General features: G+C 64.4%; 16 protein-coding genes, 1 other RNA gene and 2 pseudogenes. 6 read left to right on the top strand and 13 right to left on the bottom strand.

Translation table 11 applies throughout. From position 1 onward, the window contains the following. Window positions 1–348 precede the first annotated feature (348 nt). Window positions 349–2097, top strand: a complete 1749-nt coding sequence (ctaD, locus tag C6A82_RS07640; protein WP_311101731.1) for a cytochrome c oxidase subunit I — start codon at window positions 349–351, stop codon at window positions 2095–2097. Between the two features lie 61 nt (window positions 2098–2158). Here ctaD and C6A82_RS07635 read toward each other — a convergent pair whose 3' ends face one another. From C6A82_RS07635 to C6A82_RS07615, 5 genes are all read right to left on the bottom strand, one after another. After that, a complete protein-coding gene (locus C6A82_RS07635; RefSeq protein WP_105343601.1) occupies window positions 2159–2491 on the bottom strand; it encodes a hypothetical protein in 333 nt (110 codons plus the stop codon). Next, entirely contained in the window at window positions 2484–3311 is an 828-nt protein-coding gene (locus tag C6A82_RS07630; RefSeq protein ID WP_105343599.1) for a slipin family protein, read from the bottom strand. The genes C6A82_RS07635 and C6A82_RS07630 overlap by 8 nt, the downstream gene beginning before the upstream one ends. Then, window positions 3311–3967, bottom strand: a complete 657-nt coding sequence (locus C6A82_RS07625; protein ID WP_233216836.1) for a hypothetical protein — start codon at window positions 3965–3967, stop codon at window positions 3311–3313. Before C6A82_RS07625 ends, C6A82_RS07630 begins: the two co-directional genes overlap by 1 nt. Before the next feature lie 2 nt (window positions 3968–3969). Then, window positions 3970–6378, bottom strand: coding sequence for a nitric-oxide reductase large subunit (locus C6A82_RS07620; RefSeq protein WP_105343594.1), 2409 nt, complete (start codon window positions 6376–6378; stop codon window positions 3970–3972). A 716-nt stretch (window positions 6379–7094) separates the two neighbouring features. Continuing rightward, complete coding sequence (locus tag C6A82_RS07615) at window positions 7095–8288, bottom strand: NADH:flavin oxidoreductase (RefSeq protein ID WP_105343592.1); 1194 nt, start codon at window positions 8286–8288, stop codon at window positions 7095–7097. A 170-nt stretch (window positions 8289–8458) separates the two neighbouring features. Here C6A82_RS07615 and C6A82_RS07610 point away from each other — a divergent pair, with 170 nt between their 5' ends. Next, window positions 8459–9427, top strand: a complete 969-nt coding sequence (locus C6A82_RS07610; RefSeq protein WP_158261616.1) for an NAD(P)-dependent oxidoreductase — start codon at window positions 8459–8461, stop codon at window positions 9425–9427. A gap of 437 nt (window positions 9428–9864) precedes the next feature. On the opposite strand, the gene C6A82_RS07605 is transcribed toward C6A82_RS07610, so the two are convergent. Both C6A82_RS07605 and C6A82_RS26945 read right to left on the bottom strand, forming a co-directional pair. After that, window positions 9865–10029 (bottom strand): hypothetical protein, encoded by a 165-nt coding sequence (locus C6A82_RS07605; RefSeq protein ID WP_158261615.1) that lies wholly within the window; start codon window positions 10027–10029, stop codon window positions 9865–9867. A 191-nt stretch (window positions 10030–10220) separates the two neighbouring features. Continuing rightward, a pseudogene (locus tag C6A82_RS26945) lies at window positions 10221–10320 on the bottom strand (hypothetical protein); the annotation flags it as partial. Between the two features lie 58 nt (window positions 10321–10378). Here C6A82_RS26945 and C6A82_RS07600 point away from each other — a divergent pair. Beyond that, window positions 10379–11455 (top strand): NAD-dependent epimerase/dehydratase family protein, encoded by a 1077-nt coding sequence (locus C6A82_RS07600; RefSeq protein WP_105343590.1) that lies wholly within the window; start codon window positions 10379–10381, stop codon window positions 11453–11455. A 252-nt stretch (window positions 11456–11707) separates the two neighbouring features. On the opposite strand, the gene C6A82_RS07595 is transcribed toward C6A82_RS07600, so the two are convergent. Continuing rightward, window positions 11708–12337: a DUF1326 domain-containing protein gene (locus C6A82_RS07595; RefSeq protein WP_105343588.1), complete on the bottom strand. Its 630-nt coding sequence runs from the start codon at window positions 12335–12337 to the stop codon at window positions 11708–11710. Between the two features lie 8 nt (window positions 12338–12345). After that, window positions 12346–13161, bottom strand: coding sequence for a DUF2182 domain-containing protein (locus C6A82_RS07590; RefSeq protein ID WP_311101730.1), 816 nt, complete (start codon window positions 13159–13161; stop codon window positions 12346–12348). Between the two features lie 375 nt (window positions 13162–13536). On the opposite strand from C6A82_RS07590, the gene C6A82_RS07585 reads away from it, so the two are divergent. Further along, entirely contained in the window at window positions 13537–14490 is a 954-nt protein-coding gene (locus tag C6A82_RS07585) for an esterase family protein (protein WP_199193712.1), read from the top strand. A 1108-nt stretch (window positions 14491–15598) separates the two neighbouring features. Next, window positions 15599–16539: pseudogene (locus tag C6A82_RS07580) on the top strand (transglycosylase SLT domain-containing protein). A 266-nt stretch (window positions 16540–16805) separates the two neighbouring features. Here C6A82_RS07580 and ssrA read toward each other — a convergent pair. Then, window positions 16806–17174, bottom strand: a transfer-messenger RNA (tmRNA) gene (gene ssrA, locus C6A82_RS07575). Between the two features lie 79 nt (window positions 17175–17253). Then, window positions 17254–18090 carry a maleylpyruvate isomerase family mycothiol-dependent enzyme gene (locus C6A82_RS07570; protein ID WP_233216888.1) on the bottom strand — a complete coding sequence of 279 codons (837 nt, stop codon included), beginning with the start codon at window positions 18088–18090 and terminating at the stop codon, window positions 17254–17256. Between the two features lie 115 nt (window positions 18091–18205). Here C6A82_RS07570 and C6A82_RS07565 point away from each other — a divergent pair, with 115 nt between their 5' ends. Beyond that, window positions 18206–18898 carry a GAP family protein gene (locus C6A82_RS07565; RefSeq protein ID WP_158261622.1) on the top strand — a complete coding sequence of 231 codons (693 nt, stop codon included), beginning with the start codon at window positions 18206–18208 and terminating at the stop codon, window positions 18896–18898. Window positions 18899–18907: 9 nt separating this feature from the next. Here the strand turns inward: C6A82_RS07565 and C6A82_RS07560 are convergent, their stop codons facing one another. Both C6A82_RS07560 and smpB read right to left on the bottom strand, forming a co-directional pair. Then, a complete protein-coding gene (locus tag C6A82_RS07560) occupies window positions 18908–19753 on the bottom strand; it encodes an EamA family transporter (protein WP_105344434.1) in 846 nt (281 codons plus the stop codon). After that, complete coding sequence (gene smpB / locus C6A82_RS07555) at window positions 19750–20244, bottom strand: SsrA-binding protein SmpB (protein ID WP_105344432.1); 495 nt, start codon at window positions 20242–20244, stop codon at window positions 19750–19752. Before smpB ends, C6A82_RS07560 begins: the two co-directional genes overlap by 4 nt. Window position 20245 lies beyond the last annotated feature (1 nt).

The following is a 20245-nucleotide window of genomic DNA, read 5'->3' as shown; positions in this document are numbered from 1 at the left end:
AAAGAGGTGTGACATGGAAGAGACCAGGCCCGCTGATAATCCCGGCGCCGATCACATACGCATACCCCCGGGCGCTGACTTCGAGTACGACGAGGCGCACGACGAGCCTGCCGGGCCGCGGCATGAAACTCCTGCAGCACATCGAGTCGATCCGCCACGTGGGTCATATCTCCGCGACGGCGGGGACTATGGCTATGACGAGGCCCACGATTTCTGTGCTCGACAATCAACCGAGAACTGACGCAGGCATTCCCGAACTCTCGCCGCTAAATTCCGTTCACTCAGGGATAGCGGTATTAGGCTTAGAAGCACCATCCATGCGACCCCGATGATTGGTCTGGGGACCCCATGACAGCTGAAGCACCCCCGTTGCAGGGACTGCAAGCCCGCCGGCCATTCCCGGCCCGGCTCGGGCCGAAGGGCAGCCTCATCTACAAGCTGGTGACCACCACCGATCACAAGCTGATCGGCATCATGTACATGGTCGCCTGCTTCATCTTCTTCTTCATCGGCGGCCTGATGGCCTTGTTCATCCGCGCCGAACTCACCCTGCCTGGGCTGCAGTTCCTGTCCAACGAGCAGTACAACCAGCTGTTCACCATGCACGGCACCGCGATGCTGCTGTTCTACGCCACGCCGATCGTGTTCGGCTTCGCCAACTTGGTGCTGCCGCTGCAGATCGGCGCCCCCGACGTCGCCTTTCCGAGGCTCAACGCGTTGTCGTTCTGGCTGTTCGTCTTCGGCGCACTGATGGCCCTCTCCGGCTTCATCACCCCCAGCGGCGCCGCCGATTACGGCTGGACCGCCTATACACCGCTGTCGGATGCGATCCACAGCCCCGGAGCCGGTGGCGACTTGTGGATTCTCGGGCTGGGTGTGGGTGGCTTGGGCACCATCCTCGGCGGCGTCAACATGATCACCACGGTCGTGTGCATGCGCGCGCCGGGCATGACGATGTTCCGGATGCCGATCCTCACGTGGAACATCCTGGTGACGTCGATCTTGGTGTTGATGGTGTTCCCGCTGCTGACCGCGGCGCTGTTCGGTCTGGCCGCCGACCGCCACCTCGGCGCCCACATCTATGACCCCGCCAACGGGGGTGTGCTGCTGTGGCAGCACCTGTTCTGGTTCTTCGGTCACCCCGAGGTGTACATCATCGCGCTGCCGTTCTTCGGCATCGTCACCGAAGTCATCCCGGTGTTCTCCCGCAAGCCGATCTTCGGCTACACCACACTGATCTACGCGACCATGAGCATCGCCGCGCTGTCGGTCGCGGTGTGGGCGCACCACATGTTCGCCACCGGCGCGGTCCTGCTGCCGTTCTTCTCCTTCATGACGTTCCTGATCGCCGTGCCTACAGGTATCAAGTTCTTCAACTGGATAGGCACCATGTGGAAGGGCCAGCTGACGTTCGAGTCGCCAATGCTGTTCGCCGTCGGGTTCATGGTCACCTTCCTGGCCGGGGGGCTCACCGGGGTGTTGCTGGCCAGCCCGCCCCTGGACTTCCACGTCACTGACAGCTATTTCGTCGTCGCGCACTTTCACTACGTGCTGTTCGGCACCATCGTGTTCGCCACCTACGCCGGGGTGTATTTCTGGTTCCCGAAGATGACCGGCCGGCTGCTCGACGAGCGGCTGGGCAAGCTGCACTTCTGGTTGACCTTCATCGGTTTCCACACCACGTTCCTGGTGCAGCACTGGCTCGGCGACGAGGGCATGCCCCGCCGCTACGCCGACTATCTGCCGACGGACGGATTCACCGTCTTGAACGTCGTCTCCACGATCGGCGCGTTCACGCTCGGTATCTCAGTGCTGCCGTTCACCTGGAATGTGTTCAAGAGTTGGCGCTACGGCGAGCCGGTCATCGTGGACGACCCGTGGGGCTACGGCAACTCGCTGGAGTGGGCGACCAGCTGCCCGCCGCCGCGGCACAACTTCACCGAGCTGCCCCGAATCCGTTCGGAGCGACCGGCATTCGAGCTGCACTACCCGCACATGGTGGACCGAATGCGCGCCGAGGCGCACATCGGGCGCCACGCCACTGCCGGCGAATCGGAGGAAGGCTTCGGTCCCCGCACCGAGCCGGATCGCAGCTAGGTCGCCAGGTCTCTCGAGCATGCGTTGGGCCACGACGTCGTAGCGCCGGCTACGACACACATCACGACTCGGCCGCATCCTCTTGATGGATATGCCTCCACAACCGCGCCCCGCCGGAAAGCGCAACGAGCACCCCGATGCCGCCGATCACAATGCCGATGAACAGGGACAGAAACATCGGGTCGATCGAGTCACCCACGGTCCCGGCGCCGAAGATGCTGCCCACGAGGAAGCCGAACAGCGGCGCCAGCACGGCGACTGCCAATCCCATCAGCGTCCGCCACATCCCCGGCGGGTTGGGCTCGAGGACCACGGCGCGACCGGGCTCCAGGGCATCGACCTCGTCACCGCCGCGCTCGTCTACGGTTGCCGGATCAGGTGCTGCGCTATTCATCGGACTTCACCCTTCTGATGTGGGAGACGGCGTCGCCAGTACCGCCCGCCTCCTTTGTCGAGTTCCTCTGCGCGCCCTCCAGAAACGGGCGGACGATGTCCATCGGGATCGGGAAGACGACCGTCGAGTTCTGGTCAGCGCCGAGCTCGAGCAGCGTCTGCAGGTAGCGCAGCTGCAGCGACGCGGGGCTCTCGCTGAGCGTGATCGCTGCGTCACGCAGTTCCGCCGACGCCTGCAGCTCGCCGTGCGCGCTGATCACCTTCGCGCGCCGCTCCCGCTCCGCCTCGGCCTCGCGGGCCATCGCCCGCTGCATCATCTCGGGAATCTCGACGTCCTTGATCTCGACGACCTCGACCTTGATTCCCCATGGTTCCGTCTGGCTCGCGATCGAGGCAGCCAGGTCCTCATTCAGATCGGCCCGATGCGCGAGTAGCGTGTCGAGGTCCGCGCGTCCGACGACCGAGCGCAGGGTGGTTTGTGAGATCTGGGAGGTGGCGACTGCGAAGTTCTCCACGGCCATAACCGATTTCGTGGGATCGGTTACCCGGAACAGCACTACGGCGTTGACGCGCGCGGTCACGTTGTCGCGGGTGATGACCTCCTGCGGCGGGATGGTCAGCGTGACTGTTCGCAGGTCTACACGTACGAGCTTGTCGATGCCGGGCAGCACGATGACGATGCCCGGCCCAAGCGGGCCGCGCAGCCGGCCGAGGCGGAACGCCACACCGCGCTCGTACTCCTTGACGATGCGCAGCGAAGCGATCGCCAGCGCCACGAGCAGGATGACGACGAAGACGACACCAACCACCCACAGATCCATCAGCGTACCCTCCGCGGCTGGGGCTCGGTCTCTTCCCGCCGATCAGACGCGTAGGACGTGCGGCGGCGAATCTCCGCTTCGGCCAACCGCTTTCGAGCCTCGATGTTCTCGTCGAGCGACTGGAACACCACGCCGGCGGGTACTGCTGGGGTGCGGCGCAGGTGCGACCACAGTGGCAGCGACACCAGGCCGGCCGTGATGGCGCACCCGACGAGCAGGAGCGCCTCGGGTGCGGTCCCAGCCGCCAGAGCCATTGCGAGCGGCCAGAGGACAGCGATGACACTAACGGCGCACGCGATCCCGCGGTGGAACCGCGCCGCTTCCGACGCCGGCCAGCTGTCGATCGCCCGGCTCACCTCACGGCCGTCGTTTGAGGTGGTGCACGTCTGCTTGACCGGGCAGGCGTTACAGATCGACGGGCTGCCCCGGTAGCGCATGACCCGGTTGTCGGGGTCAAACGACTTGGGCCACAACCACTGATCCTCCGGGCAGAGCCATGCGTCGTGATCCTCGTGGTAGACGAACGCACCCGCCCGATGTTTCTCCACCTTGGCGGCAGCGCGTCGGGCGAATGCATCGATGCCGTATGCGGCGACGACGAGCAGGGCGGCGTAGCCGACGGTCAGCCACGCGGCGATGCCGATGCCGATGCCCACGGTCACGGATTGTCCCGGGTCTCACTGTCATCGGGCGCCGGACGGCGGTCGGATGCGTAGGGCGACTGGCGGCCGCCCCCCGTCACAGCCAACCCGGTCCGGTCCTCTTCCGCCTCGGCGTGCTCCTCGACGAACAGGGTCTCGGCGGGAAGCGTATGCGTGGTCGCCTTGATCCCGTAGCGAACCCCAAGCCAGGCGATCCAGAGGAAAGGCAGCACACCACCGAGGATGAGCAGGAAGTCCCCGGGCATCCGCAGCCACTCCAGCACGACGTTGCCCTGTTGAGTGATGTAGCCCAGTGTCCGCGCCTCGTAGTATCCGTCGTTGACCGAATGCCACAGTTGCAGAACACCGAGCGGCAGCAGGGTGGCGAAGACCATCCAGGCCAGGCCGATGTTGAGCGACCAGAACGACAGCTTGGCCAGCTTGTCCGGCCAGCGTCGCGGCGGGATGATGTAGCGCAGCGCGAACAGCGCCAAGCCGACGGCGAGCATCCCATAGACGCCCATCATCGCGCCGTGCGCGTGGTTTGCGGTGAGCGCCGTGCCGATCTGGTAGTAGGACACGATGGGCAGGTTGATCAGGAAGCCGAATATCCCTGCGCCGACGAAGTTCCAGAAACCGACCGCGACGAGGAACATCACCGCCCACCGGTGCGGGAACGGCGCGCTACTGCGCGACTGCTGCCGGGAGCCCAGCTGGAGGAACGTCCACGCCTCGATGGTCAGGAACGTCAGCGGGATGACCTCCATCGCGGAGAAGAACGCGCCCAGTGCCATGTGCTCGACCGGTGTGCCGGAGAAGTACAGGTGGTGCATCGTGCCGATCACCCCGCCTACCGAGTACAGGATGATGTCCAAGAAGATGAGCTGGATGGCGATCCGGCGTCGCACCACGCCCAGCATCACGAAGATGTACGCGACCATGACCGTGGTGAACAGTTCGAGGAAGTCCTCGACCCACAAGTGCACCACCCAGAAACGCCAGAACTCGGCGACGGTCAGGTGCGTCTGGGTGCCGGCGAGCATGCCGACCGCGTAGAACGCGGGGATGGCCAGGCCTGCATAGAAGAACAGCCAGGGCATGTTCAACTTGCTCTCGGTCTTCAACCGGGATCGTATCGAGCGGTAGATAATCGCCATCCACAGAAACAGGCCGATGACGAGCAGGATCTGCCAGAACCTCGGCAGGTCGAGATATTCCCACTGCTGGTCGAAGAAGATAGAGCCCTTCGCCCAGTCGACGCCAAAGGTGCTCAATGCCGTTCCCGCCAACGTGCCGGCCACAACGACGAACAGTGCGCCGAGCAGCCCGTACGTCAGCCACGACTGCCGCCGAGGTTCGCGGCCGGAGATGATCGGGGCAAGGAAGATGCCGGCGGCGAGGAAGGATGCCGCTGTCCACAGCAGCGACAGCTGCACATGCCAGGTGCGTGCCAGATTGAACGGCAGGATTCGGGCCAGATCGAAGCCGAAAAAGTCGCTCAGCTCGGCACGGTAGTGCTCGATCGCGCCGCCCAGCACCGCCTGGCCGAGGAACAGCACGGCGACGACGAGGAAGAACCAGGCCGTTGCTTTCTGAGATGGCGTGATCGCCACCTCACCCGGTTGACGGAAAGCCAGCGACGGGGTTTCGGCCGCGTGCCAGCCGATCCTGCGGCTCCACCGACCGTAGAGGGCGAACAGTGCGCCCAACCCGGCGAGCAGGGCAATGAGCGACATCGCCGACCAGACCAGGATGTCGGCCGTCGGCGTGTTATCGACCCGCGTTTCCGGTGGCCAGTTGTTGGTGTAGGAGTAGCTGTGCCCCTCGCGTTGGGCCGCGCTGGCCCAGCTAGTCCAGCTGAAAAACGCTGTCAGGTCATGGATTTCCTGCGGGTCAGTGATCATCTGCGGGATCAGCCCGTGCTCTGTGGAGTCGGTGCCGAAGAAGTCGGCGTAGTAGGCGCGTATCTGCTCGAAGGCGCGCACCTGCTCGGCGGTGAACTGCAAAGTCCCCTTTGATTTGTCGTAGCGGTTGGTTCGCATCATGTCCACGACGGCGGCGGTCGGGTCCGGCGATCCGGAGTCGCGCAATGCGTCACCGACGTGATCGGCTGACAGCCGCAGGTACTCCGCGGTGTAGTCCGGCCCGAGGTAGCCGCCATGGCCCATCACCGAGCCGTACTCCTGCAGTCCACGGCGCAGGAAGATCTGCTGTCCTGAAGTGATCTGCTGGTCGGTGTAGAGGGTCTGGCCGTTCGGCCCGACCACCCGCTGTGGCAGCGGCATCGAGTCCGAATAGGTGCGCGCGGCCAGCACGCCCATCACCAGGAAGCCGAACACCATGACCAGGGCGACGCCCTGAACCCAGCCTTTCGAGATCGCAAGCTCGGCCTTGGTCGCATTGGGCTTGAAGGACTGATCTGTCATTACCGCACCCCTTGCTGAGACGGATTCACAATCACAGCTCCTTGGCCAACGTAACCAAAGCCCGCGACGAAGTGGCGAGGTTTGACACATTGCGCGCGACCCCGGTCCGGGAGCCGGGACGACTGGTTCGCCGATCTACCCGGGCTTCCGCGATCGCCGCGAGCAAGAGCACCGACCCGGCAAGGCGATGATCGGCTCCTATGATCTGCCCAGCGCGAACTTACGCGGTTGTCTTTCGCGAGTCGCTACCCCCGGAAGACCTCACGGTGCAGGCGCCGCCAGACACGGAGACTGCCAAGCCCGCCCGTGCTGTACATGCAGTCACCGCTGCGACCCGGGCCGAGTCGCGGCTCGCCCAGGCGCAACACAAGGCTCTTCTCGCGGTGTACTCCGGCAAGCGATGTGGGCCGAAAAGCACCGTTTATCAACGACATCGGCTGTAGTTCAACAGCTTTGGTTGCAACAGACGCTACAACCAATCGACGAACTGCAACGTCGATGTGAGGTATTCGGGTGTGGGCCTGGAAGGCAAACGATATCCGTCATATCGTCGCGCCAGCTCGCATGAAGTTATTGAGGCGCTCCTGTTTGGGATAAACGTCGCCCTTGACAACCTTGACGGCAGATGTCGACCAGCATAACGGTGTTGCTTGCGGCATCTGCAAGCCCGACATCAGGTACCTATCGCCGACGGCGATGTGACCGTGCATCTAGGGTCAACCGGGAGAACCGGTCACGACGCAATGGGTGCGTACGGACGGGCGGGATCGAAATGCGGCCGGCATGCATTGATTGCAGTGTGTGCAAGCGGATTGAGTGTTCATGTCGGCAGCAATCCGGTTGATCAGGTCCGGTTCCGCGAGTAAAGCTCGCGCCATCGCGACGAACTCAAAGCCCTCGGCCATGGCAAGGTCCATGGTTTCGCGGTTGGTGATGCCGCCTAGCAGGATCAAGGGCATTGACAGCTCAGCGCGAAATTTGCGCGCCAGGTCGAGCAAGTACGCGTCGCGGTACGGGTACTCGCGCAGGATTTTCTTCCCGACTGCTCGAACGCCCCAACTCAACGGTGGGTTGAAGACGCTCGCGAACTCCCGCAGCGGCACGTCGCCGTGAAACAGATACATCGGGTTGATGAACGAACTGCCGGCTGTCAACTCGAGCGCGTCGAGTCCGCCGTCGCTCTCCAGCCACTTGGCGGTGGTCAGGGCCTCGTCGACGGTGATGCCAACTCGAATTCCGTCGCTCATGTTCAGTTTTGCGGTCACCGCGATCTGATTGCCCACTGCACGTCGGACGGCCTGAACGACACCGCGGGCCACCTTGGCGCGATTCTGGAGCGATCCGCCGAACTCATCGTCGCGACGGTTGACCAGCGGGCTGAGGAACGAGCTGCAGAAGTAGCCATGACCGAGATGGATCTCAACCGCGTCGAAGCCGGAATCGATGGTCAACCGTGCTGCATCCGCGTGTGCGGCCGTGACGCCCTCGATGTCGTCACGGGTCGCCTTCTTCGTGAAGCGCATCGTGATCGGATTGAATGACCGAACCGGGGCCAATGCCCGGGCTTTACCCGGCCTGACGGCTCTCACGGGTCCCGCATGGCCGATCTGGGCGCTGACCGCAGCGCCCTCGGCGTGGACAGCGTCGGTGAGCCGTTGGAGTCCGGGCACCGCCTCGGGACGCATCCAGATCTGGTGAGGCTCTGTGCGCCCGCCCGGAGTCACCGCGCAGTAGGCCACCGTGGTCATCCCGACGCCACCGGCGGTCGGTTTGCGGTGGAAGTCGATGAGGTCATCGGTCACTAGCGCGTCCGGGGTGGCCGCCTCGAACGTCGCGGCTTTGATAACTCGGTTGCGTAATGTCACCGGACCGAGCTGAGCCGGCGACAAGACGTCGGGAACGGGACCCACAACTACGGAGCCTGCCACAACGTCGTACTGACCACGACAGTGCTTTAGGGGTGTGGAACCACAGGCTCCGCTCACTGTGGACGCGGGTCAACGATTCACCTGGAAGGGCCCGCAATCTACGCCTCTATGGCAGCGTTGTGGGCTCAGGAGCACTTGTCGAAGGAGCCTGGATGTCGACTGACCCGATGCACGCGCTAGTCCTGGGAGGCACCGGCCTAATCGGCTATTACGCCGTCCGGGAACTGTGCCGGCGCGGCCACCGGGTCTCGGTGCTCGCTCTCGACATGCCAGCCGAGGGCCTCCTGCCCGAAAGCGTCGAGGTCCTGCTCGCCGACCTCGACAAGTGCAGCGACGACGAGGTCCGCAAGCTGTTCGACGGATGCAACGCGGTGGTGTTCGCGTTGGGCAAGGACGACCGCGTGGTCCCGCCGCGACCGGCCTACGAGTTCTTCCGGAAAGCGAATGTCGAACCCGCGGAGCGAGTTGTGCGGCTGGCTCGCGAGTGTGACGCCGACCGGGCGGTGCTTTGCAGTTCCTACTTCGCGTACTTCGACCGGATTTGGCCCGACCTCGAACTTGCGCGCCACCACCCTTACATCCGGGTGCGTCGGGAGCAGGCGGACGCCGCTCTTGCCGCAGCGGGCGACGATGTGGCGCTGACCGTGCTCGAAATTCCGTACATGTTCGGCACGATTCCCGGCCGAGAACCGCTGTGGGGGCCACTGGTGCGCTACGCCCGGTCCCCGCTGCCGCTATTGAGTGCGAGCGGGGGGACCAACGCGGTCGCTGTGCAGCACGTCGCCGAGGCGATCGTTGGCGGATTGGAGCGTCGCTACCACGGCCCTGCACTGGTCGGCGACGAAAACCTGTCCTGGAATCAATTGTTGGAGCGCCTCGCCGCCATACTCGGCAAGCCTCGCCGAGCCCACACGGTGCCGGACGTGCTGGTGCGCGCGGGGCTGACCCCGTTGCACTGGTGGCATGCGCTGCAGCGCCTCGAAGGCGGACTCTACTTGCCGGAATTCGCGTCCGCGCTGACGCGCGGGTTCTACTTCGACCCGGCGCCCTACCGCAGCGCGCTCGGTTATGGATCGGGCGGTCTCGATGATGCGATCGCCGAAACCGTTGGGGTCCTTTAGGGCAAAACGGGGCACCTTGGCTGGTCCACTTGAGCAGCAGGCGCTGAACGGGCAGGAACCCTAGCGGGCTACGGTGTTGGGTTGCCTGCCGATACAACAGCGGCCTTTAGAATGCGTCCAGTCTTGAGTCCCCGCCGCGCGGAATGATCAGTCGGCCACGCCGAAGGACGATTGCCGATTAATTCGGTTGAAACCCCCGACGTCGACAAGGTCGACGCCGCTGTTCGCGCGGGAATGCAGGACTCGCTCGACGACCTAGAGCCCTACCGCGCAGCCTTCCCCTCAACCCACGGCGGGAATGTGTCGGCAATTATGTTCGCCGGAAACAACGCGACGACGGAGTGGAAAGTGACCTACGTCGACGAAGATTCAACGGACGCCGGCAGCGTTTGAGCTGATTCTGACTCACTTCTTCGACGTGTGTTGCCGTCGGAGGGTCAGATCCCGGGAGGTGGGGGCGTGGCCGCGATCACCACTGCTTGCCCACTCGGTGTGGCCGCACCCACCACCGGCCGCCCCCGCTTGAGCAATAGCCAGACAGCCGTGCCTATCGCGCCGACAGCCAACATCACCGCTCCGACGACGATGGACCAGCGATTCATCCTTTGGCCTCTAACGAAGACATCACGTTCCCACCCTGCGACGAACAGAGCGACGACCCGAACGTCGCGCACCGCCGAGAAACGCTACACCCACATCGCCCGAGCAGAAACCCCCCATCAACCGTTCCTCGGCTCACGCGCGGATACGGCGGACCCATCAGCCGCCACGGGGAAGTTTGGGAGTATCAGAGCAGCGTGAGGTCGAGTAAGCCTCCGCCCATCACGGCACCGTGCACACACCGGCCATGGTCGTGGCTCCTGGTGACGCAGTAACAACGCGTACTCGGGGTTGATGCCATAGCCCAGTTATCATTCACGGCTCCAACAGGTTTGGGTTATCCTCGCGGCCATGGGCGAATCGTTGACGGCCGAGCTCGAGCGTGTGATGGTTACCGGCGGCTCTGGCTTCGTCGGCGCCAGCCTGGTTTCGAAGCTCCTGAACCGCGGGTGCTCGGTGCGCTCGTTTGACCGCCTAGGATCACCGCTGCGGGAGCATCAGCAACTGCAGTCGATCGAGGGCGACATCTGCGACTCCGACACCGTGGCGGCCGCCGTCACTGGGATTGACACGATCTTCCACACGGCCGCGCTCATCGAACCGAGCGGTCCGGTCAGCGAGGAGTACCGCCAGCAGAGCTGGGCGGTCAATGTCGGCGGTACCAAGAACCTCACGCATGCAGCCCGGAAGGCTGGCGTGAAACGCTTCGTGTATACCTCGAGCAACAGCGTTGTCCTTTGTGGCAAGAAGATCTCCGGGGGAGACGAAAGTCTGCCCTATACGACCAGATTCGCGGATGTGTACACCGAGACGAAGGTCGCAGCCGAGAAGTTCGTGCTATCTCAGAACGGGGTGGGCGGCATGCTGACGTGTGCGATCCGGCCCAGCGGCATCTGGGGTCGCGGCGACACGACGATGTTCCGCAAGATCTTCGAGCAAGTGGCCGCCGGTAAAGTCAAGACGCTCATCGGCAGCCGCCACGCCAAGTTGGACAACTCCTACATCGACAACCTCGTGCACGGCTACATCCTGGCCGCAGAACATCTTATCGAGGGCGGCACGGCGCCTGGCCAGCCGTACTTCATCAACGACGACGATCCGGTGAACATGTTCGAATTCGCCCGGCCGGTTATCGAGGCGTGCGGCGAACGTTGGCCCCGCTTGCGGGTCTCCGGCCGGCTGGTACACGCCGCCATGATCGTATGGCAGCTGCTGCATTCTCGGTTTGGCTGGCCGCAGCCACCGATGGAGCCGCTGGCTGTAGAACGGCTCTACCTCGACAACTACTTTTCAGTTGAAAAGGCCCGACGTGAGATTGGTTACGAGCCGCTGTATACAACAGAGCAGGCGATGCACGGGTGCCTGCCCTACTACATCGATCTGTACAAGCAGATAAAGGCCGCCGGCTGCGTGCCCACCAAAACTTAACGGAGTACAGCTGCTGGGCAGGCTCGCTCGCAGTTGGTCGACTCGGACGTATGCATAGATCGCGACCGGCGGCCATGTTCATCGCTCACCCTTCCCGCCAGCGATGCGTAACGGCGGAATGTCCCGAGTCAGTTCATGTATGCCGGGCCAGGGCATCGGTATCGACGAAGTCGCGCCAGCTCGTGAGCTTGCCATCACGCACAGTGAACACGTGGCGAAATCCGTCTCGCAGGTCTTGCTGGCGGCCTTCGCTCATTCGTCGTTGGTCCAGTCGAAGTCGTAGAGAATCCAGTTGCTGTCCTTGAACGACAGGTGGATGCCCTCCGCCTCGACGTCGAAGCTGCCTTGGCCGCAGTCGCCGCGTTTCCAGATGAAGCCTTGGTCGAGCACGATTGCGACGCGGTGATCCTCGCCGGTAACGGGGTTCTTGAGCGTGGTGCCCTTCGCCTCGCCCACACCCGGGACACGGAACCCGCTGTTGATGCCGTCGTCGTCGAGATCCACATCGGCGCGCACTACGCCGGCGACCTCGTAGGTGGTCCCGAGGATTGCCCACGGCATCCCGCCGAGTTGTCCGGTGTAGATCTGGGCCAGCGCGTCGAGTTGTTGGTCGCTGACCTCTGGTGGGACAACGAAGACGGCCTTTCCGTTGCCGTCATGAATCGCCTTCGGCCAGTCGATGATCATCAGCGCGGTCACGCCGGACAGATCGACGTCGCCGCAGTTGCCTTCGGTGATCCGGTTGGCCACCGCGGCCTTGCAACTGCCGTCCGGCGAGGTCGGAAAACCATTGAAGTTGCAGGTGCAGCCCGGCTGGCAGTTGCAGAACTCATACCCCGTGCCCTTGAGTCGCCACGTGGTGGTTGTTTCGGTGACTGACATGTGCCCTCCTAGGCGATGGTGGTGATTAATGACGGTGAGATCAGTAGCGCGATACCGAGAGCGGCCAAGGCGGGGGCGGCTGCGAGCGCGACGCGTTCGCCGTAGCGGAAGTTCTTCTCAAGGAGGATCAACGCGGTGAAGGCGACCAGCCACAGCAGGCTCATGCCGGCGGTGGCGAGGAGGACGGCAAACAGCGCCCAGCAGCAACCGATACAAAACGCCCCGTGGCGGACTCCCATGCCAAGCGCGCCGATTGGGCGACGGAGGCGCTCGCCGTAGCGCATGAAGAATCCGAGCGGTGAACGACAGTGCCGGAGACATACTGACTTCAGCGGGCTGACTTGCCACAGCGCCGCCACAAGCAGCGTGGCGCCCGCGACCTGACCGGCCCATGCACGTCCGTCGGCCAACGGCATCGCCAGCGCGCGCCAAACGAGATAAGCAGGCACTGCGAGCACGGTCCAAAGCGCGAGGTAGCCGGCGACGAAGAAGGGCACCGGCGCGACGGTGCCGCGGGCCGCCGCCCGGGCGTACAGCATCACCACCGGCAGGATGGCCGGAAGCATCATCGCCGCCATCATCGCCACCCAGGCCACTGCGAAGGCGCCCAGCGACATCGGGCCGGCCATGGGACCCATTCCGCCGTCGGTTCTCTCCCCGGCCATCGGTTCCATCGCACCGCCAGTCATCTCCGCGGCCACCTGCGCAGACCACCACCAGCCGACGCCGGCCAGCCCGATCAGCACGACAGGGACGCCAATGCGCAAAGCAAGTCCGTCGCCGCTTTCGGGGTGCCCGACAATCCGTGCGTCTGCGTTGCTCATCCCCATTCGACCGCGCCTTCCCGCCCGACCTCCTAAACCGAAGTATTACTGGACACGCCCGCAACCGTCGGCGATTCACCGGAAGCCATCGACCGACGACGCAGGTGGAGGGACTCACCGCAGATGTTGACGAAGGTGTCGATGTGGGCCGGCGTGCAATGACGTGCAATGAATAGGGCCGCTGATCAGCGGCCCTATCGGTGGAGCTGCCGGGAATCGGTGGTCTCGACCGGCTGCAGCTGCGGAGCAGCCACCATGGCGGTTCTCAAGTCAACCTTGCTTCATTACTGGAAGTGGAGTAGATACGACGGTATCGACCGCACATGATTCTGCGAGGAGTGATGGGGGTTGGTTGCGGTGGTCACATTCGTCCCCATGATGTGTGCCCAGATGCGACGGGTGTTGGTCGCAGCGATCGTGGCTTTGGTGCTGCCGGGACTTGTCGGACTCGCCGGCGGTTCGGCCACCGCCGAGGCGTGGTCCCGGCCCGGTCTGCCGGTCGAAACTTTGATGGTCCCGTCACCGTCAATGGGTCGGGACATCAAAGTCCAGTTCCAGGGCGGCGGGCCGCACGCGGTCTACCTGCTCGACGGGCTGCGCGCTCGCGAGGACGCCAATGGGTGGGACATCGAGACCCAGGCGTTCGAGTGGTTTTACCAATCCGGCCTGTCGGTCGTGATGCCGGTCGGCGGACAGTCGAGCTTCTATAGCAACTGGGAACGCCCTGCATGCGGTGCGGCTGGCTGCCAGACCTATATGTGGGAGACCTTTTTGACCCAGGAGCTGCCCCAATGGCTGGCCAACAACAGGGGGATCTCAACGACCGGCAACGCCGTGGTCGGGCTGTCGATGGCCGGGAACGCTGCGCTGATCCTGGCGGCCTACCATCCCAACCAATTCGTCTATGCCGGCTCGCTGTCGGCTTTCCTGAACCCGTCCGCCGGTGAGTGGCCGTTTTGGATCGGCCTGGCGATGGGCGACGCTGGCGGCTACCGCCCCGAGGACATGTGGGGACCACCGGGCAGCCCGGCATGGCTGCGCAACGACCCGACGGTGCAGATTCCAAAGCTGATCGGCAACAACACGCGCATCTGGCTCTACAGCGGCAGCGGCGTACCGGGCGAGTTGGGCGGGGCCAGCCTTCCGGCAACCTTCCTTGAAGGCAACTTCGCGCTGCGCGCCAACCAGGCCTGGAGGGACGCGTACATCGCCCAGGGCGGCAACAACGCCGTGTTCAACTTCCCGCCTACCGGCACGCACAGCTGGGGCTACTGGGGTCAGCAGCTGCAGGCGATGAAGCCCGAGATTCAGCGCACGCTGGGCGCCTAATCTGGGCGCCTCGGTCTGCTGCTCCATGGGTCTGGCCGACGGTCGACATGCGCGCGTTCCCGATCACGGTCGAGGCGGTAGTCGACGCCGGCGCTGTGTTCACATATCGCGGTATGCAAAAACGGTCTCCTGAAGCATGCCGCATGCACTGCGAACACACGGTGAGACGAAAAGACCTGTGTCCCCGACGGATAGCAGGGTCGGCGTGCGATAGACGACCGACCGTGACGTTCAGTATTACGTGCTGCCCGACGATCCCCTGGCTGCGTTGAACATCCCGTACCGGGCCGCCGGACTGCAGCAGATGCATCGTGATGACGGTCGAATGATGAATTTTGTGCGGGACCGAACCCGACTCGCGGTCGTCGCCGACAATCGCATCGTCGGCGGCGGTCTATCCAATGACGACTACTACGACTTGTACCTACAGCGTCCGTCGGCGCAATTCATACTGGGAGCTATGGCCGATGACACTCATGACGAATCCATTCAATACGAGAGCGATCCCGAGAACTGCGCCCATTCACGCGTCAGCGTCAGCGAATCGGGGGCAATCCCGGACGGCGAGATCGATCCTGTTACGTCAAACTGGGGTACCTGTCAGGACTGTGGGAAGCGGGTTCCCAACCCGGTTCCGGGGGTCGGGGGGTCGACAGGGGCCGTAGACGATAGGCCCTAGCGCCCGCTGAGAGGTCGGTTGCCGGTACTTCCTCAATCCGGCTTGTTCTCCCTCAAGTTCGCGGCACGACCCGGCGGACAACGCGCCCTCCATTTTGGCGATCCACCCAGAAAGCGAGGCCTGGGAACTTAGGGCCGTCCCGATTACCACCGTGCCAACCTCGCGGGCCCACCGCCACTGCAACGTTCCAGCAAGGCGGAGGGCGTGGCGGCGTGGTGGCTGAGCTCGCGATCTACGGCATGGTCCACGCGAAACCAGCACATCTACAGGGCGTTGATGTCACACGATCCATACGAGAACTAGCTGCGGCCTAGTAAATTCGACCTAGGCAATTCACCAGTTGGCCGGAAAGTGAACACCTTGACTCACCACCGTGTCCTCGGCACCGTGTTGCGGTTGGCTGTCGCGGGCGTTCGTACGGTTCGGTGCATGACGCCAGTTGTCGTCGTCACGATGGTCCTGCTCGCACTCGTCGGCTGCTCAGAATCGAATAGGCCGTCAACCACGCCGTCGGCTACCACTGCGACCGCGCTCCCGCTCCGACAGCAGAGGCTGACGACCAACCCCGCCAAGCCGCGGCCGGCGTCCGACCCCGCGCAGTGGCGGCTGGCATCAGACCCCACGCATCTGGCCGACGACCTCGTCGCCGACCAGCAGGCGTTGCGCGACCCGTCGTCGTCGGAGGGCGTGTTAGTGGCGGCGGCACGCCGTCAGCAAGCGGCCTACCGCGCCCTCGGCCGACACCCCGAATGGGACCCGATCGCCCGCCCGCGAATCCCCCGCCGCTGCTCAAAATCTATGACCACAATGTCGACGCACGTCGCCAGCTCACCGCGATGAGCAACGGCTACGCCCAAACCACGCTGCCTGCGTGGCGCATCGACCCGCCGCCGCCGGCCGACGAACTGCTGGGTTACTACCGCGAGGCGGAATCGGCGTCCGGTGTCAGCTGGACCTATCTGGCGGCGATCAACCTGATCGAGACCGGCTTTGCCCGCGTCGCCGGCCTGAGCAGCGCGGGCGCGCAAGGCCCCATGCAGTTCTTGCCCTCGACGTTCGCCGCCTACGGCGACGGTGGCGACATCCTCTCGCCCCACGACAGCATCATGGCCGCCGGCCGCTACCTCGCCGTCAACGGCTTCGCCGACAACCGCGACTACGCCCTGTACCGGTACAACAACTCGAACCAATACGTGCAGGCGGTCAACGATTACGCAGCGGTGCTCGCAGCCGATCCCACTGCTCTCGCGGGCTACCACCGGTGGGACGTCTACTACAACACCACTGCCGGCGATGTGGTCCTGCCCGTCGGTTACTCCGCAACCTCACCGATCCCCGTCGCGGACTACCTGGCGACCCACCCGCAGTAAGCCGCTCACGCCCTGCCGGCCGTGGTGCACTATCGCGCGCCTCACGGCGGCGTCGTTGATGATCGCCAGCAGTGCCAACGTCAAGACGGTGCAGGCGCAGTTGGGCCACAAGTCGGCGACCATGACACTCGATCAGTACGGCGACCTGTTCCCTGACGACCTTGAGTAGGTGGCCGACAAAATGGACGACCTGGTATCAAGGTGTGCCCAAAATGTGCCCGAAAAGGAAGAAGGTCAGAGCTTAAATATGCTCTGACCTTCTTCTTGAGTGGAGCTGCCGGGAATCGAACCCGGGTCCTACGGCACTTCCTCGAGGCTTCTCCGTGCGCAGCCCGCTAGGCCTCTACTCGGATCTCCTGATCACGCGAACAAGTCAGGATGACGATCCCAGTCGCTGTTTGGTGTCCCCATACATCCCGCGACCGGACGTATGGGTTTGTCCCTCTAGCTGATGCCAGGGTCCGGGCCGAGGGCGCTCCCGGTCTGACAGACACGCAGTCGCTTAGGCAGCGAGTGCGTAGTCGCGCTGATTGGAATCGGCGCTTAATTGGTTGCAACGACGCTTACGGTGGTCTCTTGCCTGCACCGGCACGCTTCCCTTGATTCGATGCGCGAAGTCGAAACCGTTCAGCCCCTCGCACACCTGCCGACTTTCGGCAGGACAATCCAGTTTACCGTGCGGTCCAACAATGGCCAGGGTTCAACTAATCCCAGCTAGATCACAAAGTTGAGGTGCTCGACGATCCGCCTACCCACGGCCTCGTCGCCGCCGTACGCGATCGCGCCGTGGTCGACGGCCACCCGGCCGCCCGCCAGCCGGGTGAACAGCAGCCCGTCGAGCGCGATCGTCGTCGTCGGCTCGCCGTCGAAGTCATCGACGACCTTCGCCCTGCCGTCGACGGCAACGTTGATCGTGCGCGCGAGCGGGCCGGTCAGCTTCAGCCGCACCCGCGAACCGTCCGGCGCTTTACCCAGCTTGCCCACGACGAAGCCCATGCTCGTTGCCATCTCGTCGAGCGCCAACCGCGAAGCCGGCCCCGCCAGGTCAGCGTCCAGTTCGCCGACCGCGTCACGGACGTCCTGTTCGTGCATGAAGCAGTCAAAGGTCCGAACGCGCATGAACCGTCCATAGCTGTCGGGCCCCGCCGGTGTTGCGGTCAGCTCATGCCACCGGTCCTCCGCCATGGCGGTCAGTGCCTCACGGCGCTCGGCCGTGGTCGCGCGAAAACGCTCGAGCAGTTCCGCATGGGACAGGCCCCTCAGCCTGCGCACCCACCGCTCGTTCAGGACGCCGATGTCGTTGCGGACATGCTTGAGCGTCGACACGTCGATGTCGGCCTCCGGCGTGCCGACGCCCTGCAACATCGACTCTGTGCCGACCACGTGCGCGACGACGTCATGCACTGTCCACCCGGGCAGCGACGTGGATTGTGACCACTGCGCATCGGGCAAGTCGCCGACGACATCGTCGATGGCATCCCAGCTGGCGAAAAGGCCGCTCAAAACATCCGGTTTGTCGAGACGGGTCAACGGGCGTGACGGGCTGTTCACCGGCCCGACGGTACCTTCCGCGAAACCGCCAGATCCGCGATTGGCGTCGCGCCCCGACAAAGACTGCGATCACATCGGCGAACGGCACACCCGGAGACCGCCCGGGAGCGTCCCCGTGGTGTGGAGCGCGGTGCTGGTGATGGCATTCGCCGCAATGATCGACCCGTTGCGGATAGGGGTCACCGTCCTGGTGATCTCGCGTCCGCGACCCGTCCTGCAACTTCTCGCCTTCTGGCTCGGCGGCCTCGCGATGGGTCTGGCCGTCGGCATCGGTGCGCTGTTTCTGCTGCGCGGTCCCGCGCTGCGGCTCATGAAGGACATGCCCGCGACCGGAGACGGCGTCGCTCTCGCGCTCGTCGAAACCAGCGTGGGCGTCGTCGCGCTGCTCATAGCCGCGCTGGTTGCGCTGGGCTTCCCTCGCCGAGCGGCGGCGACGCAGCCCAGGGAGTCAGCACTTTCCCGCCTGACGGCACGCGCTGGCGACGCGATCCGGGGCGGCTCTCCGTGGGTCGCGTACTTGGCGGGCGTGGCGCTGGCAACGCCACTTCAATACGTCGTCGCGCTCGCCGCGATCCTGGTGTCGGGCGAAGGTGCCGCGACGCAGTTCGGTGCGCTGATCGTCTATCACCTCGTCGTGCTGGCCCTCGCTGAAATCCCGCTCCTGGGCAGCCTGGTCGCACCGGCGGCGACTTACGCCGTGATGCTGCGGCTCCACGATTGGGTGATCGTTCGCCGCAGGCGACTGACAGCCGTGATCGTTGCGGTCATCGGGGCGTTCTTCTTCGTCAACGGCGTCAGCGGTATCTAGCCGAAGGGTTCAGCCGGCCGCGATCATCGCGACCGCCGCCACGGCGAGCACCATGCCGACCGATTGCCAGCGGGTCACCCGCTCACGTAGCACCACAATCGCGAGCAGCACCGTCGCTGCGGGATACAACGACATGAGAACACCCGCCAGCGACAGCAGCGACGCATGCAGTGCCAGCAGCATCGCGATGTTGGCGGCGACGTCGAGCACCGCGGCCAGTAGCGCCAGCCGCAGCGGTTGTCCGTGCGGGACAGCAAAACTGCCGCTCACCGCCGCGATGACGATCACAACCGAACTGGCCGCCAACCGTGCGAACACCAGCGGCCAAAGATTCGCTTCGGGCGGCGCCTGTGCGATCAACACGAAGTTCATCCCGAAGGCGATGCCCGCGCCCACTGTCAACCAGACGACCTTCTTCGTGAAGCGGTGCGGGGTGACGTCCTTGTCCGTCGCCTCGCGACTGACCAGCACCACCGCGACCAACGCGAGCACCACACCGACGCCGGCGATCGCGCCGGGCCGCTCCCCCAGCGCTAGACCGACACCGACTGGAATCGCCGCGACGAGGATCGCGGTCAGCGGTGACACCACCGAGATCGGGCCTGCGCCCAGCGCGGCGTAGAACCACCAGATTCCGAATGCCTGTGTGACACCGCACAGCCCGCCCCAGAGCACCGCATCTTGGGAGATCTCACCCCCGACGATCAGCGCGATCACCAACAGGAGCGCCAACGCGACGGGGTAGGACACCAGCACCACGCGCAAGGCGGCCACCCGCCGCGATGCGATGCCGCCGACGAAATCGCTGATGCCGTAACCCAGCGCCGAAGCCAGCGCGAAGACGATCCCGGTCAGGTCATACCCTTTGCGCGCCTGCCCATTTCGCGAGCCACCTCGCGCTCGGCGTCGCGCTTCGCCATGTCCTGCCGCTTATCACGCGCCTGTTTGCCGCGCGCCAGCGCGAGTTCGACCTTGACCTTGCCGTCGGTGAAGTACAGTGACAGCGGAACCAGCGTCAGATTGCCGTCGCGGATCTTGCCGATCAACGTGTCGATCTGCCTGCGGTGCAACAGCAGTTTGCGGTTGCGCCGCGGCGTGTGATTGGTCCAGCTGCCATGGTGATACTCGGGGATGTGCAAATTGCGCAGCCAGACCTCGCCGTCGTCGACGGTCGCGAATGCGTCTGCCATCGACGCCTGCCCGTCGCGCAGACTCTTCACCTCGGTGCCCATCAGCGCAACGCCGGCCTCAAACGTCTCGAGGATCGAGTAGTTGTGGCGCGCCTTGCGATTGGTGGCGACCACTCGATTGTTGCTTGACCGCTCCGGGTCGGCTTTCTTGGCCACG

Source organism: Mycobacterium sp. ITM-2016-00318 (genome assembly GCF_002968285.2).
Taxonomy (GTDB): Bacteria; Actinomycetota; Actinomycetes; order Mycobacteriales; family Mycobacteriaceae; genus Mycobacterium.
Note: the sequence above shows the minus strand (reverse complement) of the source record. Positions and strands in the feature narration are given on the sequence as shown.